Here is an 18,869-nt window from a genome sequence, read left to right as displayed (position 1 = left end):
TCCGGACTTTCAGTCCGTAATACTAACCCACCTACTTTAGTAGGTGGTTGTTAAGTTCCATATTCTCGGTTTAAACTCCCGACTTGATTACCCTTATTGTAATTGCAGAGATTGTGATTGCTATGGCTGTTATCACTAAGCTATGGCTGTTATTACAAAGCTTGGTACGTCATTAAGTGATAACGCTCTAATTCCTCTCCCTCTGTGGACGAGATAACAAAGCCTTGCGACTGATAAAAGCCAATAGCATTTTCATTAGCAGTCAGACACTTCAATGTCAGAACAGGGTAATGTTGTTTGCAGGTATTGAGTAAAGCAGAGCCTGCCCCAGAACGTAGAGTTCGCGGGCAAACATAGAGGTGATGAATGAAGCTCTCAGGTTTCCAAATAGAGGCAAAACCTAAAACCTTATTGCCAGAAACAGCCACCCATATTTCTTCACTTTCTGTATCTAAATCGAAATCGGATAACTTAAAAGCGTCGGCATCAGCCCAATGAAAGGTGTTCTGTCTTGATTCTAGATAGAGCACCTGTAAAGCGGTTAAATACTTGAGTTGATACCTTGTGACTTCCATGTCGCTCCTGCAAATCCGTATGACTAGAATTAAGGTTGTAGGCTTGGCTTATCTACCTGTTAGCCATAGGGTGTTCAGGGTTTAACTGAAGCAGATCCCACAAGTTACCGTAAAGATCTTCAAACACAGCAACCGTACCGTAGCCTTGCTCCTTAGGCTCTCGAACAAAGTTAATGCCCAAAGAAGTCATGCGTTCGTAATCACGCCAGAAATCATCGGTGTTTAAGAATAGGAATACGCGTCCACCAGCTTGGTTGCCGATGAAATCAAGTTGCTCTGGCTTGGAAGCTCTAGCAAGTAACAGGCTCACACCGGTTGAATTTGGTGGCGCGACAACAACCCAGCGCTTATCTTCTTCTGGTAGATACGTATCTTCGATGAGATCAAACTTAAGCTTGTTTACATAGAAATCAAGCGCTTCATCGTAGTCTTTTACCACGAGTGCAATGTGGACAATATTCTGTTTCATAACATACCTTGTTGGGGTTTTAGCTGCGTGGAATGATGCCATGAAGAAAGCAAAGACACTAGGTGTTAACGCTTAGTTCAGTGTTATGGCTAAATCAGTCCAAAGAGTACTCATGTTTTAGTTGCTAACAAAGCACCGCAAGTCGCCAAAAAGCCACCTGATAATCTGTTCAATAGCGTCTTTGCTGAGCGCCCTTGAAATACAAAACGAGCTTTAGAGGCAGTGCAAGCATAGAGACTCAATACTCCACCTACAGCTACAGTTGAAATCACCAAAATCATCACCACATCTGTTGTGGTAAATGTTTTTAGGTCTATGAATGCAGGAAAGAAACCCATGTAAAACAAAATCGCCTTTGGGTTTGAAACTGTCATCAATAAGCCGATAATCACGCTTGAGGCTTTCGTTCCTTGCTCCGAAGATGTACTCGATGATTCACTAACATCTGACGTCCATGTTGTGTAAGCCAACCAAAACAAATAGGTAACGCCTACATATTTAATTACCGTAGCAAATTCACCCATTGCGCTAGCTAAAGCTGATAAACCAGACAAAGCTAAGAATATAAAAATGTAATCCGCGATTAGTACGCCAAGCACCACTAACAAGCCTTGTTTCCAGCCATAGCTTAGAGACCTCGACAGAACGGCGAGAACGCTGGGTCCTGGTATCGCTGCAGATAGTAACATCGCAACAAACAGAGCTATTCCTGATGTAATTGACATGATCCCTCCTTAGACCGTTTGTCGTTCGACAATTAACCTGTTTATGTAACTAAACGATTTGACCGCGCATGATAAATTGCGGGCCTGCTGCGCCACCTAGATACTGTTCATTGGTATCTTCGAAGCCGCCTTTCTTATAACAGTTGAATGCTGCGGGATTTTTGCAATTCACGGTTAAGTAAATCGACTCATACGCTAAGTAATTCGCTTTTAAATATGGAAACAAAGCTTTGACCGTGCCAGTTCCTAAACCTTTACCTTGCTGGTTTTTATCAAGCACAAAAGCTCTTAGTCCAATGCTTCCTTCAGGGCAGAATTCGTAACGCTCTGCGTAAGCGATATCCAGCTTAAAGAAGCCAACAACTTGGTTATCAGATTTAATCACGTGCAAGTGCGTCGTTTCACTGCCGTCTAATAAAAACTCTGCAGCAGTGCCAGCGAACTGGACCTGTTCATCGACGAGTTGGATGGCCTGAACTAACGCCACATGTGATTCTTCAAGCTTTTCGATAGTTATCATTGTTCTTCCTTCTGTATAACACGCACGAAAAATTGACTAAAGCTCATAGCTAGTGTCTCGAGAACCGTAGTTTGGGAAGTTGATATTAAGAACATTATCATCCTCAAGTGTGAATAGAACACTTCCATTCTCTACACCGGTTTCATTTCTATCTGAACAGCCGAGAAATAGCTCCCAATCAAACGAATATCGAAGTCGGTATTGATTCGAATTGATGTGTAGAACGTCTTTGATTTTAATGCCGTTCACCACATGTGCCATATCATCGATGTATGACAGTTCTGGGATTAACTTCTCTTCGAAATCACTCTTATGCTCGGTTAAGAAATTGAGCAGTTCAGAACATAACTCGGAGCCATGAACCAATGGTTTAGACAGACTAGAAAACAACATTTCTAAATACTCCAAGGATTTTTTGATATTAGACGGATGCGCGCGAACCTGTTGCAAATTCAAGCTCAGCCAACGCGAACTTATAAGGCTAAACGTTACTATTATCCGAGCTATTAAACGAGTACATTCGAACTTCATCTCGAGGAAACCAGCCCAACTTTTCGTAAAACTGTTGAGCATTGATGTTGTCGTTATAAACAAACAAGTGGGTCTTGGGGATACCTAGCCCTGCAAGTGCGTTGACCGCCTCTGCGACAAGCTTACAACCTAACTTTTGCCCTCTGAATTTGGCCGAGACAGCTAAGTGTTGTAAATACCCACGACGACCATCCGTTCCAACCAACACAGCGCCAATGATCTCGTTGTTACTTTCAGCCACAAAACTCAGACCAGGGTTACGATCTAAATAGCTCGCAATGCTTCCTTTCGAATCGGCATCGCGAATACTCATTCCTTCTGTCTGGCACCACAACGCGATCACTGAGTCGTAGTCTGAAATTGCCATTTCCCGAATGTTTACCACTCTACTCTCCTTGTTTATATGGGTATTTAGTTAGCTGTGTTTCTTGTAATAAGTGAGTAACCAATAAGATTTATGTGTTAAAGAATATCTTGGCAAAACCTAAAGAGGTAACCGCCTGGGGTTTGGACTATGAACTGCTTCTGAGTCGCGATGGAATCACCACATAGATAAGATTTTGACTCTAACGCTAAGTAAATAGAATCAGCGGCGCTTTCGTTAACTCTCTGATATAGAGGTTCGATATCGATAACATCCCATTGGAAGTTAACACCACGCCCTAACGGAAACTCCAGATCACCTGAAAGCCATTTTCGACTTTTGCCCGCAATCCCTTCAAGCATCAAATCAACACCATCGAGCGTTAGATAAGCAAACTCTTCATCTGGGCGCTCGTATTTCACTTCAAATCCCAACACATCGAGAAAAAAGGATTTGCTCACATTAATATCGAAACAATAAAGCTCTGGAACTACTCGTAATGTCATGATTTACCTATGTCATTATTTTATTGTTGACTAGTCATCTTCTTTTAATGCTAGAGGGCTATTTCGATACTTTCTTTATTGGCTGACACGCTAACAGCAAGTAAGCCAATGTAGAACTAAACACCACGGCTCCTAGAGTGTTTAATCCTAGGTGATCCATTGAAGCCAAAAACGAGAAAGAGGCAACAAAGAAGAGTGAATAGTAATAAATCGTAAAAGGCTTCAAGACTTGAGAACATTGTTTACACGTCATGTGCTTAGAAGGATGCAACTTCGATTTCTCTTTAATAGAAATCGACAACCCACAATTTGGACACTTGAACATTTAGGTAATCCTTAATTCTTAATTCTTAATTCTTGCCAATTAACAAAACCTACAGCTAAGTGACTTACAATGCTGAGATGGTTTGCAAACTTACCACCGACACCAAATCGAGTTAAATACCAAGTATTGATAATCATCTCGTAAACTATATAAATCAACCTCAAGGACACACTTTTACTTGCTGCCATCTTATCTTATAGCCGGCGTCGTTATTTTTTAGTTCCCTTTTGATTCAATCACGAATCACACACTGCCAAGCGAAAATAAGGCCTTTGACCATCCATTCGCTCAACCTCTGCACCTAACCTTTTATAGAACTCATGCGCTTTCTTATTGTGCGGACTTGCCGTCCATGAGATGTGAGAGGCGAATGATGACTCCGCTTGTGACTTTAAAGCCATCATAAGTTCACGACCATACCCTTTTGATCTTTGATTTCCTGTAACCAATAGGTCGTCAAGCCAGATTGATGGCTCTCCACTGAAGGATGAATATCGATAGATATACAGTGCGAAGCCAAGATGCTGATCATTCGATTCCAAGATTAAAGCATGGGCAAATGGATAGTCACCAAATAGTGTGCGTTCGATTTTCTCTATAGTTGTCGAGATTTCCCCGCTAAACCCTCTCATACTTCGGTCAAAGTCAGCTTTTTGTTCAATGAACTCTAACAAAACACTTGAGTCTTCTTTCGTCGCAGTCCTTACGATCACTCTCTTCTCCATGGGGGAATTTATTCGTTATTGTCTAACACTTGTTAATCGGCAAAAATGCCGCGCATTGCGAATCAGCTTGAAGTGTTTTCAAATTTTTGTTTCGCAGAAGTTATTGCTTGGGCTATTTTAGCCCTATGACTCGTTTCCCACTCAGCGAGCGTTAATGAGGCTTCACATTTACTCTCCATGTTTGAACTAGCCTCACGCCATATAAAGGTGTGAAGCACGCTTGTTGTTCAATGATATAGACCTAGCTCAAAGGTAACGTTGACCTCGAACTCAGCTCTACAAAAAGATCTACTCCTGCGACTCGGTAGCTTCACATCTGCTGCTAAAGGGAAATTAATGTGACGCTGCCGATTAACTGAAGCTAGGACGCCGGAACCTGACCTAAAATTATACTGCGAATACAATTAGGCCATAAAGGTGCTGCATTAGCATTAACCGAACAATCCGGTGGTAACTGTGCGAGGCTCAGTCTAGTAAAGTTATTCTATTGCTGACCAATGATCGACGTTAACTCTTCTTTTTTGTGAGAATCACATGTCTCCATTTGAGAGTCTCCTAACGTTGCATGGTATTCTTTTGCCCAGACAATGCTTTCTGCGATGATGTCTACTGCTTTTATTAATGTTTCGTGTTCATGCTCCGGGCTCATTGACATACGGAATCGAGCTTTCCCTCGCGCGACAACAGGGTATTCTAAGATGGTTGTAACTACTCCCATACGGAACGCTTTCGCACACGCTAGGCGAGCAATATTCTCTGAGCCGACATGAAGCGAAACTATTGGAGAAGGGGTTCCATACACATCGATGTTATGCATCTTTGCTCGTTGACGTGCAACATTGATATTCGACATCAATTTAGCCCGACGTTCCTCCCCCTCTTTGCTTGCTACTAGTTTTAGGCCTTCACGAGCAATCGCAATTTGTGTAGGTGATAACGATGTAGAGTAAGTGTATGGGCCTGCGAATGAACATGTCGAGAAAACCACACCAAGGTTTGAAGTAGTTAAATACCCACCGTTAGTAGACAGTGTTTTCGAGAACGCACCAACCACGATAAGATCAGGATCGCCTAGTACTCCTTGATCTCCAAGAGTGCCTTTACCGTCCTTGCCTGTACAACCTAAGTCGTGACAAATGTCCACGAGCAGAGCAGCATTGTGTTTTTTACATATATCGAGGAGTTCTTTAATATCAGGCGCATCACCATCCATTGAGTAGAGGCCTTCAGTGACAACCAATACACCTTGTGTAGGATTATCTGAACGAATCGCTTCAAGTTTCGACCTTACTTCCATATTAGAAAGGTGTTTGAATTTAACGACGTTGTCACATGATGCATAGGCCCCTTGCTTTAAACTTTGGTGAGCGTATTCATCGACCAACACTATGTCATCTTTTCTCGCAACCCCCGCGACCCCACTAAATGATGCAGCCCAACCTGTTGGGAATAGGATGCTATATTCGTGGCCTAAATGTTGAGCTATCTCTTTCTGGAGAGCGCCCGACTCTGGCGAGTTACCTAACAAAGGGCCAGTATTAATACTGTGAAGTCGTTTATTAGTTAGCGTTTCAATCGCCGCTTGCTTTAGCTTTGGATGGTTTGATAAGCCCATATAATCTACTGTTGATAAGTTAATACCTGTAAACTCTCGGCCAGCAAGGTCACGGACCGTTGCTTCTACATCTGGGTCACCGACTACTTTCAAAAAATGGCTCATAACACCAGCCTCAAGCCTACGACGGTACCAACCTTCAAGATCTTGATAACGATCCAAAATATATTCTGAGCGAGGATTGAAGTAGCGCATTTGTCCTTTCGTAAGTACGCCTTCACCTTGTAATAACGCCTTATTTGGGAAAGATTCTTCGAATTTGTATAGATCAATATTAAGTTCTTCTGTTTTTTCAATGTTCATGCCGATTTCCTTATCAATTTCAATAGTTTCAAATTTGTTGTTTGTTAGGTAGTTCATCATTAGTTGTCCCATGTTTCCTTAAGTCGCATTACGCGATGGCCCAACTCAATGCGCTCGAGAAAGTCATGTAAGTCAACATTAGCGAATGCTCTTCGGTGTGATTTTGTGCCGATCACTAATTGTTGAGAATTCATCTTTGTTTGTAAGATATCTCTAATTAATCGTCGATTACTTATCGCTTGCTTAAAGGTTTTATCCCAACCTTTAAGAAACTGTTTGAATTCAGATGTATTTCGATTGTCGGTTTGTGTAAAGCACTTGATGGCTCTTCGAATAGCCGAGTATGAAAGAACTCTTGTTCTAGTATGAGCCCATGTTGAAAGGCCTAAGTTGTCTATACTCTCTTTTGTTGTCCCATCAAAAACTTCGAGATTGATGCCCAATACTCTGTCAAATAGGCAATGTTCCAAATCGATGGATGTGACTTTAGATGTAGACTTTTGAATGTAGGTGTTTCTTGGACGCCAATCCGCATTGGAAAGAATGTATGCTGCGGCGGCTTGTATACCTACTTGTTCTGCGACCTCGATATCATAATCACCATCTTTCCAGATCGCCCCCTTAGCAGGAGAGCTAAAGAGTAGCGGCTCCTCACCTTCTAATAGGTAAGCTCGTGGTGCTGCCGCTCCTATTGTGCACATTATTCGATGGGCAGTTTCTTCGATGTAAGCGCTTGCTGGATCTATATATCTTTTAACGTACCACTGTTTCTTTACGTTATCAGTGCCAAGCCCATGCACTCTTGCGACAATGTTGTAGCGTCCTAATTCTTCTTCTGACAATAATTCAATGTCAGTAACCATGAAGTTTTGATCATCTATCGTGTATTCAGCACCTATTTTCAAAAGCGGAGTACATGATGTTGTAAGCCAAACCAACTCACTGAGACAATTGACGTATACATCACGACGTCCATTACCAATATTGATAGCGTTCATCCCTAAAGATTTCGGCGCGTCGTAGTCACTCTTAACGTCATCACCAATAAATAGACAATCAGAGGGAAGAAGGCCAAGTTCCGAAGTCACGCCGATGTAAGCACTAGTCATTGGCTTTTTAGTACCAATATCACTAGAAAAGTTTATTACGTCAAAGTACTTAGCTAGCCCTAATTCAAAAAATGGTTTTTTAAAAACTTGGGCGACATTCGATAATAGTGCAATTTTAATATTACGAGCTTTCAGATTGCTTAGTAATAATCTAGCTCCCTTAGTGAGCTTTGCTGTTGATAAGTGGCTCTCTAAAGCAATTCTACATTTAGAGTATTCCTCAGACGTTGACTGACGTCCAATTAACGCTTCGATAAAACCTTCCAACGCTTTATCATCACTTTCAAAACATTCGATTAATGTTGCCTTAAGCTTAACTGGAGAAGCTTTCACACCAAGAATTTTAGAAAACTCCCTAAGCAAAGGCCTAGTATTAAAATCGATCAGAGTTCCATATAAATCAAAAATCACACATTTAAACTTACCAGATGGGACTGCTGTTTTTTTGAATTCTAATTTGGAGATGCTTTTTAATTCACCCATTACAAAACTTCCTTGTTTAAAATATTACACTTATATTTAATCTGTTAAATTAAGACTTAGTAGTACCAATGAGCATTAAATGAAAGTTGGTCAAAGTCGTTGCTATAAAACAGCGCATCGTTTGGATTCGATGAGTTAAAATAAATATATTCAAAAGATAACTTAATATCATTTGTTAACTTACCCGATATTTCTAACGTTCCAATTACGCCTCCATATCTAGTGTCAACGATTCCTCCAATTGTTGTTTCTAGATCGTATGCATTGTAAGTTGTGTACTTATAAGCCAAGAAAATATCATTTTGAAAAGCTACTGTTATGTCATCTTGCCTACTATCATAGTAATACTCAGCATAAACGGTTGCCTCACCCTCACCGAACCAAGATGAGCCTAGTGCTCTTTCAACCCCCAAAGTTGTACTGACATATGAGTCGTAAGAGTTTGGCTTAAAGTATCCTAGCTCTAGCTTATATATATTGGCATCCATAATGTACTGGACATCAAGACCGAGTGTATTACCTAATACATAGTGTGGTACTAAGTGTTCTATGTCTCCATCTACTTTGTATATTGGCTTACGATATGTCCCATCAAAAAAAACAAATCCAAACTCTAGGTCATCTAACATCCCAGACATACGAGCCGCGTAGTCTGTGTGTTTTTTACCTTTGCTTGACTCATAAGTACTTTGGCTCGCATCGACCGGTAATCCAAGCCCCCAGGGACGTTGTGTTCCTCCATAATTCAGCTCTTCAAATCGCGGTAGAATATACCCCTCAATAGTGACCATATCGCCAAAATAGGACGCTGCTATCATCGATTGACCTAGCCCTTGCTTTTGGAAGTAGTCCCTAATCTGGTCTCTTTGGTTGACAATATTTATCACATTGATACCTTCTGTCACTCCCCAATAGACAAGGTCATAACCAACATCTATTTGATACGAATCCCCTATCCAATTAATTTTTGCGATAGTTGGATCGAAATAACCTTCCGTGTATTCATTTATCCCTTTCTGACCATACAATCTAAGATCATAATTTAGATTTTCAGACAGCTCCCCTCTACTTCTCAGCTCCCCCACGGCACTGATAGTCTCATCCTTAGTATTTTTAGTATTTACAAAATCAACGACATCGATGCCTAAAAAACCGTGTAAGTTCATTGCATGAACATTAAATCCATATGCAAGAGCAAATAACGAAACTATTTTTGCAATATCTGGAACCATAATTATTGCACTCGATTAAATGAGTTTGCTCTGAAGCTACTTTTATTAGTAGAGTCTGTGGCAAACTCTCCAAACACTATTTCAGTTTCACTGTTTTTTATATGGTCTTCCATTTTTAAAATATGTGGCCGCCACGCTCCTCCTTCTGAATATGAAACATAATCGCTTAAGTGCAATGTTTTTGAATGCTCACCACGACTATTAAAATACTTATTTAATTTCGGCTGATAATTTGAACTATTTAAATATGTTTCAATATGAGAGTATCCAGATCCATTGTAATTTGGTCTGTAAGTCACTTTTATTAGTTTCTGACCGGATATTTCAACAGTGCTAGCTTTGTCAAATTCGTATTTACTTAATTCAAGTGAAGATAAATCTTCGAATGCAAAATCACTTCCTACGAACGAGCTATCTCTATTCGATGATGAAATTCGCTTTGTCCTATTTATACTTGGTAGAAAAAGCCATTGTTGGTCGTTCCCGTCCATTGCTGTATGTGTTAATACCGACACTCCTTTGACGTCCGTTGGCTGTGAAAACACATTTATGGTTTTATTACCGGCATCTTCTGATTCAAGAATGTACTGTTCCATTATGCGGACAATCTGACTATCTCGTGTCTTAATAGTCATGGTAACGGTAGACATTGAGTTTGTTAAACCGCGTTGGTATTCACGACTCAGGTTCATTACCTCTTCTGCATTCAAAGAATATTCACTTGTATCATCTGATATAGCAATATTTGAAAAAGTTGACAAACACGTCGTAATAGCCAGCAGCAATAGACTTTTTGATTGTTTAAGTTTCATGATCACCCACCATTTTCATTGTTGTTTAACTGTTTCGAATTTCTTGTCTTCCTGTTCTTCATCGTTTTTTTGTATTGCTTGGCCCTTTGGTTTTCGAAGCATTATTGCCGGAAGAACCGTCAGGTCGATCACTAATGCTGTTACAAGCACTGTTGCAGCCAAGATCCCGAAGACTTGGAATGGAGCAAAGGTAGAAAGAAGTGACGCACCGAAAGCAAATACAAGTACTAGAGTTGTTCCATATAGCCCGATACCAGTTTCACTAAATACTTGTGTGAATGCGGCAGTAGGTGACTGTCCTTTTAACTTTTGTCTTTGATATTCAGTAATAATGTGTAACGTGTCGTCCACCGCAATACCCAAGGTGATACTGACAACCAAAACGGTACCTACATTTAGGTTCTCCCCCATTACCCAAAGACCTAGCCCTCCCACTAACAGTGGCGTTAGGTTTGGTAAAAGTGCTATAAGACTCAGTTTCCAAGATTTAAAAGCGACACAAAGTACGGCTGTTATGAGTAAAAACGCAATGCCAACTGACGATAGAAATGAGCTAACAACATAACTTTCTTGTCTTTGGTACAACGAATACTTACCAGTAACAGTTGCATCTAAATTGAGACGTTTAGCTTCGGCATTGATAATCGCAATCTCTTCAAGTGCTTTTGCAGAACTGTCTACTCTCCAAAAAACAGTGAGTCGAATTGCATCGTTGCGGCTAGAAACTCGATTATCGAGAGATAGCCCTTTTGGCAAGCCCATGGTGTAAAATAGAAGTTGTTGAGCAATACTTTTCTGCGTTTCACCCAAACGGTAACTGCTGTCATCACCATAATTCAATGCTCTGTTTGTCGATTTAAGGATGTCGACAATTGATACAACTTGAGCGACTTCTTTACGGCTCTCAATAAAGCCTTCAAGTTCAGCGACTTTGTTCAGGAACTCTGGTTTTTGTGCACAGTTTTCGCAGCCCGCATTGATCATAATTTCAATGTTTCTTGCCGAACCGATAGTTCGGTCAATTTCATTCACACCTTTACGCAGTTCGTGCCCCTTTGCGAAGTATCCAATGGGATCTGCATCGACCCTAACCATCGTCGTAGCCGCAACACTTGCAATGACAAACGCTACATATGCAATCAACACACCTTTTCTATTGTTTGATACTTTGTTTACAAACTTACTCACTGTACTTTTTGAAACTTGAAGTGGCTGCTTTTTGTTGTAACCAAATGGCAAGATAAACAATAGAGAGCTAAGCATTAGGTATGTCAGCGTCCACGCATATAACACGCTAACTGAAGCCGCAATTCCGAGGTCAGCAATGGTTTTTATGTCAGAAAATTTGAAACTCAAAAATCCAATCGCAGTGGTTAGTGCGGTAAGTAGAGTCGGCTTAACATTCTTAGTCAACGCGTACTTTGCTGCTGCATTTTTGTTTGAATAACTCTGCTGTGCTATACGATATGTCACTAAGATGTGGATACACCCCGCGACAGCTAGACCAATAGTTATCTGCGGAAGTACAGTTGTAATTGAAGTCATCTGGATTCCTAACCAACCCGCAAGGCCAAGACTGCCCATAGATGAAAACACGACAATTACCATCGCGTAGAACACACACCAAGCGTTGCGAAGCACGTAGTACATAATGACAATACATGCGAACAGTAGCGCTGGAATAATCCTAGCGTTGTCCGCTTCTGACGCATCGGCGAATGACTGAACAATTAAAGGTGCGCCAACTAAGTGAAATTCATGCCCTTCAAGAATAGTGTTTGCCAGTAAATCGCGGGCAGCGGTGACAACGGGTTTAATATCTAACTCTTTACCATTACTTGGCCTCAGAGTACCGACAAGCAGAGTCATCGATGTGTCTTCAGATAAGAGATAGCCAGTTAGAATCTCATCCTTTTTAGCGATTCTCTTCAGTTCTTCAATATCGTTCTCTGTGTATGATTTTAGAGTTGACACAAGAGGCTCAACATTGATGTCATCACCTTCAGCATATACACGTTGATAGTTCGTGATTGAATCCACGCGAATTACATCGGGTAACTGCCACATTTCATTGGTTAAATGTTGTAATAATTCGATCGAGTCTTTGTTAAATAGCCCATCATCATTTTTTACTGCGATAATGACTGAGTCATCATTACCAAAAGTTTGTTCAAAGTTGTCAAACTCCACCAGCCATGTGTCATTTTTATAGAAGTAACCGGCATGAGTGAAGTCAGCACTTAAACGACCAAGGCCTACAAACGTGAACGCGACTATAAGTAAACTTAAGATCATTACTAATACGGGTTTAGCAGCAAGAAGGTTGACAAATTTCATTGAGTAAACTGGAAATTCGTGGTTTTCTTTGTCCTTATAAGAATTTTTCATGTTATCTCCTTTCCATCTATGCCTGGTTCAAATAGCTATTACGTAGGATGCTTTTAGTCACTTTCCCTGTGTGCCCTATAGGAAACTCTTTTAGAAAGACTAAGTCGTTTGGGTGCTTGTACTTCGCTAGACTGGCTTTGAGTGCGCGCTCGATATGCGGTCTAGCTTCACTATTGCTATTGATTGGTTTAAGTATTACCGACGCAACAACTGTTTCACCTCGAATCCTATCGGGTACACCAAATACAGCCACATCTTTGACAATATCTACCGCTCTAATTGCGTCCTCTACATCCCTTGGAAAAATGTTATATCCGCTCTTAATGATTAGGTCTTTCTGCCTACCTGCGATAAAGCAAAAACCATCTTCGTCGATGTACCCGAGATCACCCGAGTAAAGCCAACCATCTTTCAAAACGATTTGGGACTCCTTGGGAAGGTTCATATACCCAAGCATGATATTTGGACATTTAAATACGAGTTCTCCAACGTCTCCGGCATGTAACGTTTTTCCTTGCAAATCTACAGCTTTCGCAGTGATCCCTTGATAAGGGCGACCTACCGAACCAATTTTTCGGTTTCCTTCTCCTCCTCTGTTACTGCACACGCTTACGATAGTCTCTGTAAGTCCATAGCCTTCATGTATCTGAGTTGAAAAGGCAGTTTCGAACTCATTTTGAAGTTGCACATCAAGCGGCGCACCTCCCGTTAAACAAGTTTCAAGACGAGAAAAATTGATATCGCCTATGTTGTCTCTACAGAAATCTAATATTTTTGCATACATGGTTGGGACACCTGCAAAAAGCGTGATTTTGTCCATTTCGAGGCTATTTATGCACTCTTGAACCTTGAAGTTGTCGTGAAGTACTACCGTTGCGCCAGACATTAACGCCGTGCCAATCAACGCGTTAAAGCCGTATGCATGAAACAAAGGTAAAACACATAAAATTCGATCATTGGGCTTTACGTTAAATGCCATCTTTAGCATCTGTGACTGTGCAAATAATGCTTTGCTGGACATCATCACACCTTTTGACGAGCCCGTTGTTCCAGACGTATACATGGTAAGACAGTGCTGGTTGTAGTCATCAGCGTAATCTCTGTACTTAATGTCACCAAGAATCGAGTCGAATGTGTTGTGCTCGTCGCTTGTGTTGCCCACAACCACAATCTCTGGTTTTATTTGACAATCCTTAATAGCCATTTCTACCGTGGTTACATGTGAGTAATGCACGAAAATCAAGCCTAGATTGCTGTCTTCAACAATATGTTTGATTTCTTTTGGCGTTAAGAGAACGCTGATTGGTGACGCGACATAACCGCCTAGGAACAAACCGTAAACTATTGAAACGAACTCAGGAATATTTGGAAGCATGATTCCAACACCCCCTTTAACTTTAAGATTGTCGACTCCGTTCGCTATGCGACAAGCTTCCTTAAACAGATCTTGATAACTAAGAGAACGGTCTTTATGTTGAATTGCGATTAGTTCGGAAAAATTTTCAAATTGATCCATTAAAATATGGTTATTCATTTAGGCCGCCATATCGATTCGGTGATCAGTAATTTCAGCAACAAAATTATTGTCTTTGTAAATTTGAGCGCTCAGAGGAATGTATTCCTTTACCGGTTTATTCTTTGCCGATTCAGAGGTTGAATAGCTCATAAGGAATACGACATAACCGAAGAATTCTGCCGAGTATTCTCGGCTTAGAGCCGGGGTGATAGACGTAAAGCTATAAAAAAACTTATCGTTTGCTGAACGAAGCCAGCAATAAAGCATTGCCCCAGCCTTTTGTGAAGCGCTCATACCATAGATACTCGTAAGTTTTACCTTTCCGATTTGCGTATCGTGTTGGTATCGACCAACGTTACTCATTGTTACGGTCGCGCCAGCTCCACCACTCTCAGCACAATCTAAGTTGTACTTTTTATATGTTTTCTCAGAGTTCCAAAATTTGTCGAAAACTTTATGGAAAATTAATGGCGATTTCATATCGACCTCTGACTTAGCACTTTCACTAAATGATTTTGCCAGGTCCCAAAATGTATCGTTTGGATTCACCATCACGTTAGATGCACCAGATCCCGATAGATAACCAATTGCATCGGAACTAATTTCGTCGCCCTCAAAATATCGACGAAGACTGAAGTCCATAGGGAGCGTGTATCTGTCTTCAACATCTAACTTGGCACCGGAAAAATGCAAAACTGCACACTGGACAGCCGCTGCGTATGCCCCGCCAACCGTCACACCCTGGCTTTTGCATTCTGAGATTACGTTTTGACAAATACCCTTAGAACTTTTTGCGAAAAAACAGTTAGTTTTCAATTTTTCTCTTGGCTGTAAACGTCCCTGAGGCTTAATTTCTGCCCAAGTATTAAATTTACTGCGAGCACGTAAGAATGATTCTCTATGTAGCGTTCCAAGTATATTTTCGAGCAAACCAATCTTAGGGGAAACTTCGAGCGCTGAAGGCGTTGGAAGTAGCGGCTTCCCAAGATCCTGTCCCCCGCAATGAGCCACAAATTCACTCAACAGGTTCATCAAGGAGCCACCATCAACCAACGAGTGCTGCACATTAATTATGATGTGACCCGATTCTGGTAGCCATGTAACTCGGTACATATAGCCACCAGATAAATCAAATGTATGATTAACTTCATCTTCTGCAACTAACTTCCAAAACGGCGTTAAGTTAGGTTCATTGAGAGCGTGTGCGTATCGCTCAACAACGTGAACCTTTTCGGGGTTGACAGGCAAGAACTCGAATGCGGGTCGGGCGTTGTGACCATCAGGCCAAATTACTTTAGCTCGAAGGTTCGGGTGACGATTGTGAAGGGCTACTGATGCTTCGCGGATTTGGTCAAAACTTTCGATGCCTTCAAGCTGTCCTATGACAACATCAGATATTCTTGATTGAGCCATAAATGATTCGAACCCTTGTAGTGGTCTTGTTGAGTTCTTTGCGTCCTGTTTTAATTCACGTTCAATTTTTTTCATTAGTCCTAGCCCTCTATCCCTTCGCCTTAGTTGACGAATCACGTCCGTTTGTTCCGGTTTTTCAAAAGAATGCTTCAATAGAGTTAGGGCTTTAGTGGCCAAACCGTTCGCATATAGTGAGCTTGCTAAACCGTGTACGAACCGCTCTACTGGATACCCGTATTGATTTGAGTAAAGGTACGCGCGTTTAAAGTATTTAAGTTCATCACGCAAAGTTCCCTTCCTGTAGAATGCAGGCAATTTTTGGTTCAAAAGCCCCTTGCAATAATTAAGATAAGGATGATGTTTGTCCTCTCTTAATAAATGGTTAAGCATCATTGTGTATTTTCTCAATCTCAAAAAAGCTAGCGCTTTGGGCATTGTGCTTAATCGAAAGCCTTCTAATCGGACTTCCTGAAGCTTCATATCAAAACTCGATTGAGGAAGAATCCGCGCAGTTTCCCCAATCTTTGATACTTTTTTCACATCATTTTTTGAGATTAATTCAACATTCTGATCTAAAAGAAGCTCAAGCTCATCGTTCACTCTAGATGAAACACTTTTAATTTCCCTATTAACCAAATGACTGCCCTCTTGGTTAATAGCCTTGCTATAGATCCAGCCATACACTTCACTTTTAATCAGATGCGCTACGTCTTTTGGCTCATAGCCTTTGAATCGTTCATCATTAGGCCGAATAAGCTCGCCAAAAGTTATTTGGCCTTTCACGCCTTTTGAAAACTTTAAGCTTCCACGAGGCAGTACGCTTGAAAAGTTACTTACTGCTACTGGTAGAATTGGGATACTGTGCTCTACCGCTAAGTTGAACGCTCCGTATTTGAATGCATGTAATGACTGTCCGTCAGATCGGGTGCCTTCGGGGTACATGACTACTGCTCTACCACTATTTAACAGTTCGGTGATCGTGGCATATGTCCTATCCGTGTTCTTGGGATCGATTGGGACAGCACCGCCAGCAACTTGAACCTCCCTAACTATCGGATTCTTTAATGCCTTTACATTAGTGGGAATCTTCACCTGTCGGTCTACGAGTTTCCAAAAGAGGTTTGTTATCACAAAACCATCGAAATAACTTTGATGGTTTGGAACAATGATAACGGGTCCCTCTTTAGGAATATTTACGGAACCGACAAAACCATTTAAGTGAGCTTCCAATTTACTATCTATATAAAGCATCAACCCACGAAAGAAACTTTTTTGAAAAGCCATGCGAACAAAATGTTTAGTTCTTTTGCCTAAAATAGCTAACATGGAACACTCCTCCGTTGCTACGCTGCTGCTCGAGTGTTTTCAACCTGTTCAATGTAGAGGCATAGTTCTTCAATAGTGATATAAGAAATCCCGAATTCTTTAGACATTTCGATAAGATCGGGGCGTCGAGCCATTTGACCATCTTCACAGATAACCTCGACAATCACTGCGGCTTCGCTTTCAAGCCCAGCGAGTCGACATAGCTCAACACCTGCTTCAGTGTGGCCCTGGCGAGTCGCAAGATATCCATTTTTTGCGACAAGCGGAAACATATGACCGGGGGCTTGAAGAGCTTGCGGACTGTATTCATCACCAATGATAACTTCGATCGTTTTTGCGCGGTCCCATGTGGAAATACCAGTGGTAACTCCATACTCTAATGTCGCATCTACACTTGCTGTAAATGCTGTCACCATGTGGTCTTTATTATCCTGAACCATAGGTGAAAGCTGCTTCTTCTTTGCTATTTCTTCTGAAATGGCAAGGCATACTAAGCCGCGACCGTGGGTAATCATAAAATTGATAGCTTCGGGAGTTGCGTGTTCAGCAGCAACAATTAGATCACCTTCGTTCTCACGCCCTTCGTCATCAGACACAAGAAGAAATTGTCCATTGCGGAATTCTTCGATTGCTTGACGGATGATTTGCTTGCGGTCTAGAGATAGTACGTTAGTCATTATTATTTCCTTTAGATTAGTATTTTTGTTTCTTTCTGGTCTGAGGAAATAATCGTATAAATCGACACTTTACGGTATCCCCGCTTACGACGTGCCAAGGTTAGCCCCCTAAATTTAGGGGGTTGTATTCATTGAATTAATAAGATCCACGTTCAGAAAATAACGCGACACATTTCAACTTTCTCTACAACAGGTAACTAATACACACAGAAATAATGTACGATCAGTTGAATATTCTTTTGCAATTTCAAGGGTTAAATAGAATTAATGTCAATAGCGAGCATCACCAACCAAATCGAACAATCTGAGACCACTCAAGAGGCAATTCAGATAGTAGAGAAACTATTTGAACACAACTACACAACAATTCAGTTGATCACGAACCCGCATCAAATATTGGATAACCTCTTTGTACGGTCGACATACCCTAAGGAATGGATTGCAGAATACTTGTTAAACAATTATCTCAAAATAGACCCTGTTTTTAACCACATAACAAAGACTAAAGAAACCGTGCTTTGGAGTGACGTGCCATTAACACCTGAGTCGATTGTATTATTTGAGAAAGCAGAAAAGTTTGGAATTGGACATTCTGGGTATAGTTTCGTCCACAAAGATGCCGTAGGTATCGGTTCAATATTAAGCCTAAATTCTAATATGGAACACAACGATTGGGTCAGTTATATCGAAATTGTAAAACCTACCTTTGAAACTGTATTACCAGCACTACATGATAAAATCACTAAAGAATTTTATAGCTCATCGACAAAGAACCCACAGTTAACATCAAGAGAAAAAGAATGCCTCCACTATTCTTCAATTGGTAAGAGTAATTCGGAAATAGCACTGATACTCTCAATTTCCGAGCATACCGTTAGAAGCTATATAAAGACGATTAGACACAAATTTGATTGTGTAACGATCACCCAAGCTGTCGCTAAAGGCATTAGGTTAAAGATAATCTAGGCAACAAAGTGAATTAATGCAGGTCAGCATGGCAGAGTCAGGAGACTTCCCAATTTCAGTATTACATTAGCTAAAAACTATATATCTTACCTAGAGCGCCTGAAATCGGGACTTTGTTTCAGTCCAACCAGTCAGACTAAAGTTAGAATAACCATGACCATTACACCGGAGACACCACTCCAATCAAACTCATGGAGCTTTACTGTCACTTCTTTTGAAATGTCTATTGCTGATGAAATTGTTAGAAATAAAGACGCAACAAACACCGATAGTAAGACAATGTTTAATA

General features: G+C 40.9%; 17 protein-coding genes. 1 reads left to right on the top strand and 16 read right to left on the bottom strand.

Annotation, left to right across the window (positions count from 1 at the left end; translation table 11 throughout):
* Positions 1 to 152: 152 nt before the first annotated feature.
* From ED652_RS12080 to ribB, 16 genes are all read right to left on the bottom strand, one after another.
* A complete protein-coding gene (locus tag ED652_RS12080) occupies positions 153 to 575 on the bottom strand; it encodes a GNAT family N-acetyltransferase (RefSeq protein ID WP_122054940.1) in 423 nt (140 codons plus the stop codon).
* A gap of 52 nt (positions 576 to 627) precedes the next feature.
* Positions 628 to 1,044, bottom strand: coding sequence for a VOC family protein (locus tag ED652_RS12075; protein ID WP_017061801.1), 417 nt, complete (start codon positions 1,042 to 1,044; stop codon positions 628 to 630).
* Between the two features lie 110 nt (positions 1,045 to 1,154).
* Complete coding sequence (locus tag ED652_RS12070; protein ID WP_102465706.1) at positions 1,155 to 1,769, bottom strand: LysE family translocator; 615 nt, start codon at positions 1,767 to 1,769, stop codon at positions 1,155 to 1,157.
* A 49-nt stretch (positions 1,770 to 1,818) separates the two neighbouring features.
* Positions 1,819 to 2,289, bottom strand: coding sequence for a GNAT family N-acetyltransferase (locus ED652_RS12065; RefSeq protein ID WP_122054938.1), 471 nt, complete (start codon positions 2,287 to 2,289; stop codon positions 1,819 to 1,821).
* A gap of 36 nt (positions 2,290 to 2,325) precedes the next feature.
* Positions 2,326 to 2,682, bottom strand: coding sequence for a hypothetical protein (locus tag ED652_RS12060; protein WP_122054937.1), 357 nt, complete (start codon positions 2,680 to 2,682; stop codon positions 2,326 to 2,328).
* A gap of 88 nt (positions 2,683 to 2,770) precedes the next feature.
* Positions 2,771 to 3,205, bottom strand: coding sequence for a GNAT family N-acetyltransferase (locus ED652_RS12055; protein WP_122054935.1), 435 nt, complete (start codon positions 3,203 to 3,205; stop codon positions 2,771 to 2,773).
* A gap of 77 nt (positions 3,206 to 3,282) precedes the next feature.
* The gene (locus ED652_RS12050) at positions 3,283 to 3,690 is read right to left on the bottom strand and encodes a VOC family protein (protein ID WP_122054934.1); all 408 of its coding nucleotides are present in this window, start codon (positions 3,688 to 3,690) and stop codon (positions 3,283 to 3,285) included.
* A gap of 561 nt (positions 3,691 to 4,251) precedes the next feature.
* A complete protein-coding gene (locus ED652_RS12040) occupies positions 4,252 to 4,740 on the bottom strand; it encodes a GNAT family N-acetyltransferase (RefSeq protein WP_122054931.1) in 489 nt (162 codons plus the stop codon).
* Positions 4,741 to 5,224: 484 nt separating this feature from the next.
* A complete protein-coding gene (locus ED652_RS12035; RefSeq protein WP_122054929.1) occupies positions 5,225 to 6,730 on the bottom strand; it encodes a pyridoxal phosphate-dependent aminotransferase family protein in 1,506 nt (501 codons plus the stop codon).
* The gene (locus ED652_RS12030) at positions 6,718 to 8,250 is read right to left on the bottom strand and encodes an HAD family hydrolase (protein WP_122054928.1); all 1,533 of its coding nucleotides are present in this window, start codon (positions 8,248 to 8,250) and stop codon (positions 6,718 to 6,720) included. The genes ED652_RS12035 and ED652_RS12030 overlap by 13 nt, the downstream gene beginning before the upstream one ends.
* A gap of 56 nt (positions 8,251 to 8,306) precedes the next feature.
* Entirely contained in the window at positions 8,307 to 9,482 is a 1,176-nt protein-coding gene (locus tag ED652_RS12025; RefSeq protein WP_122054926.1) for a hypothetical protein, read from the bottom strand.
* Positions 9,483 to 9,484: 2 nt separating this feature from the next.
* Entirely contained in the window at positions 9,485 to 10,294 is an 810-nt protein-coding gene (locus tag ED652_RS12020) for an outer membrane lipoprotein-sorting protein (protein ID WP_122054924.1), read from the bottom strand.
* Positions 10,295 to 10,309: 15 nt separating this feature from the next.
* A complete protein-coding gene (locus ED652_RS12015; RefSeq protein WP_122054922.1) occupies positions 10,310 to 12,682 on the bottom strand; it encodes an RND family transporter in 2,373 nt (790 codons plus the stop codon).
* A 16-nt stretch (positions 12,683 to 12,698) separates the two neighbouring features.
* On the bottom strand, positions 12,699 to 14,216 hold the full coding sequence (locus ED652_RS12010) for a class I adenylate-forming enzyme family protein (protein WP_122054920.1): 1,518 nt from the start codon (positions 14,214 to 14,216) through the stop codon (positions 12,699 to 12,701).
* Positions 14,217 to 16,937 carry a lysophospholipid acyltransferase family protein gene (locus ED652_RS12005; protein ID WP_122054918.1) on the bottom strand — a complete coding sequence of 907 codons (2,721 nt, stop codon included), beginning with the start codon at positions 16,935 to 16,937 and terminating at the stop codon, positions 14,217 to 14,219. It lies immediately after the preceding gene.
* 17 nt (positions 16,938 to 16,954) lie between these two features.
* Positions 16,955 to 17,614, bottom strand: coding sequence for a 3,4-dihydroxy-2-butanone-4-phosphate synthase (gene ribB, locus ED652_RS12000; protein ID WP_122054916.1), 660 nt, complete (start codon positions 17,612 to 17,614; stop codon positions 16,955 to 16,957).
* Positions 17,615 to 17,881: 267 nt separating this feature from the next.
* Between ribB and ED652_RS11995 the strand changes: the two genes are divergently transcribed.
* Positions 17,882 to 18,580 (top strand): autoinducer binding domain-containing protein, encoded by a 699-nt coding sequence (locus ED652_RS11995; RefSeq protein WP_122054914.1) that lies wholly within the window; start codon positions 17,882 to 17,884, stop codon positions 18,578 to 18,580.
* Positions 18,581 to 18,869 lie beyond the last annotated feature (289 nt).

The sequence above is a fragment of the Vibrio sp. Evd11 genome (assembly GCF_900382755.1).
Lineage (GTDB): Bacteria > Pseudomonadota > Gammaproteobacteria > Enterobacterales > Vibrionaceae > Vibrio > Vibrio lentus.
The sequence above is the reverse complement of the archived record's forward strand: the minus strand, read 5'-3'. Positions and strand labels throughout refer to the sequence as shown.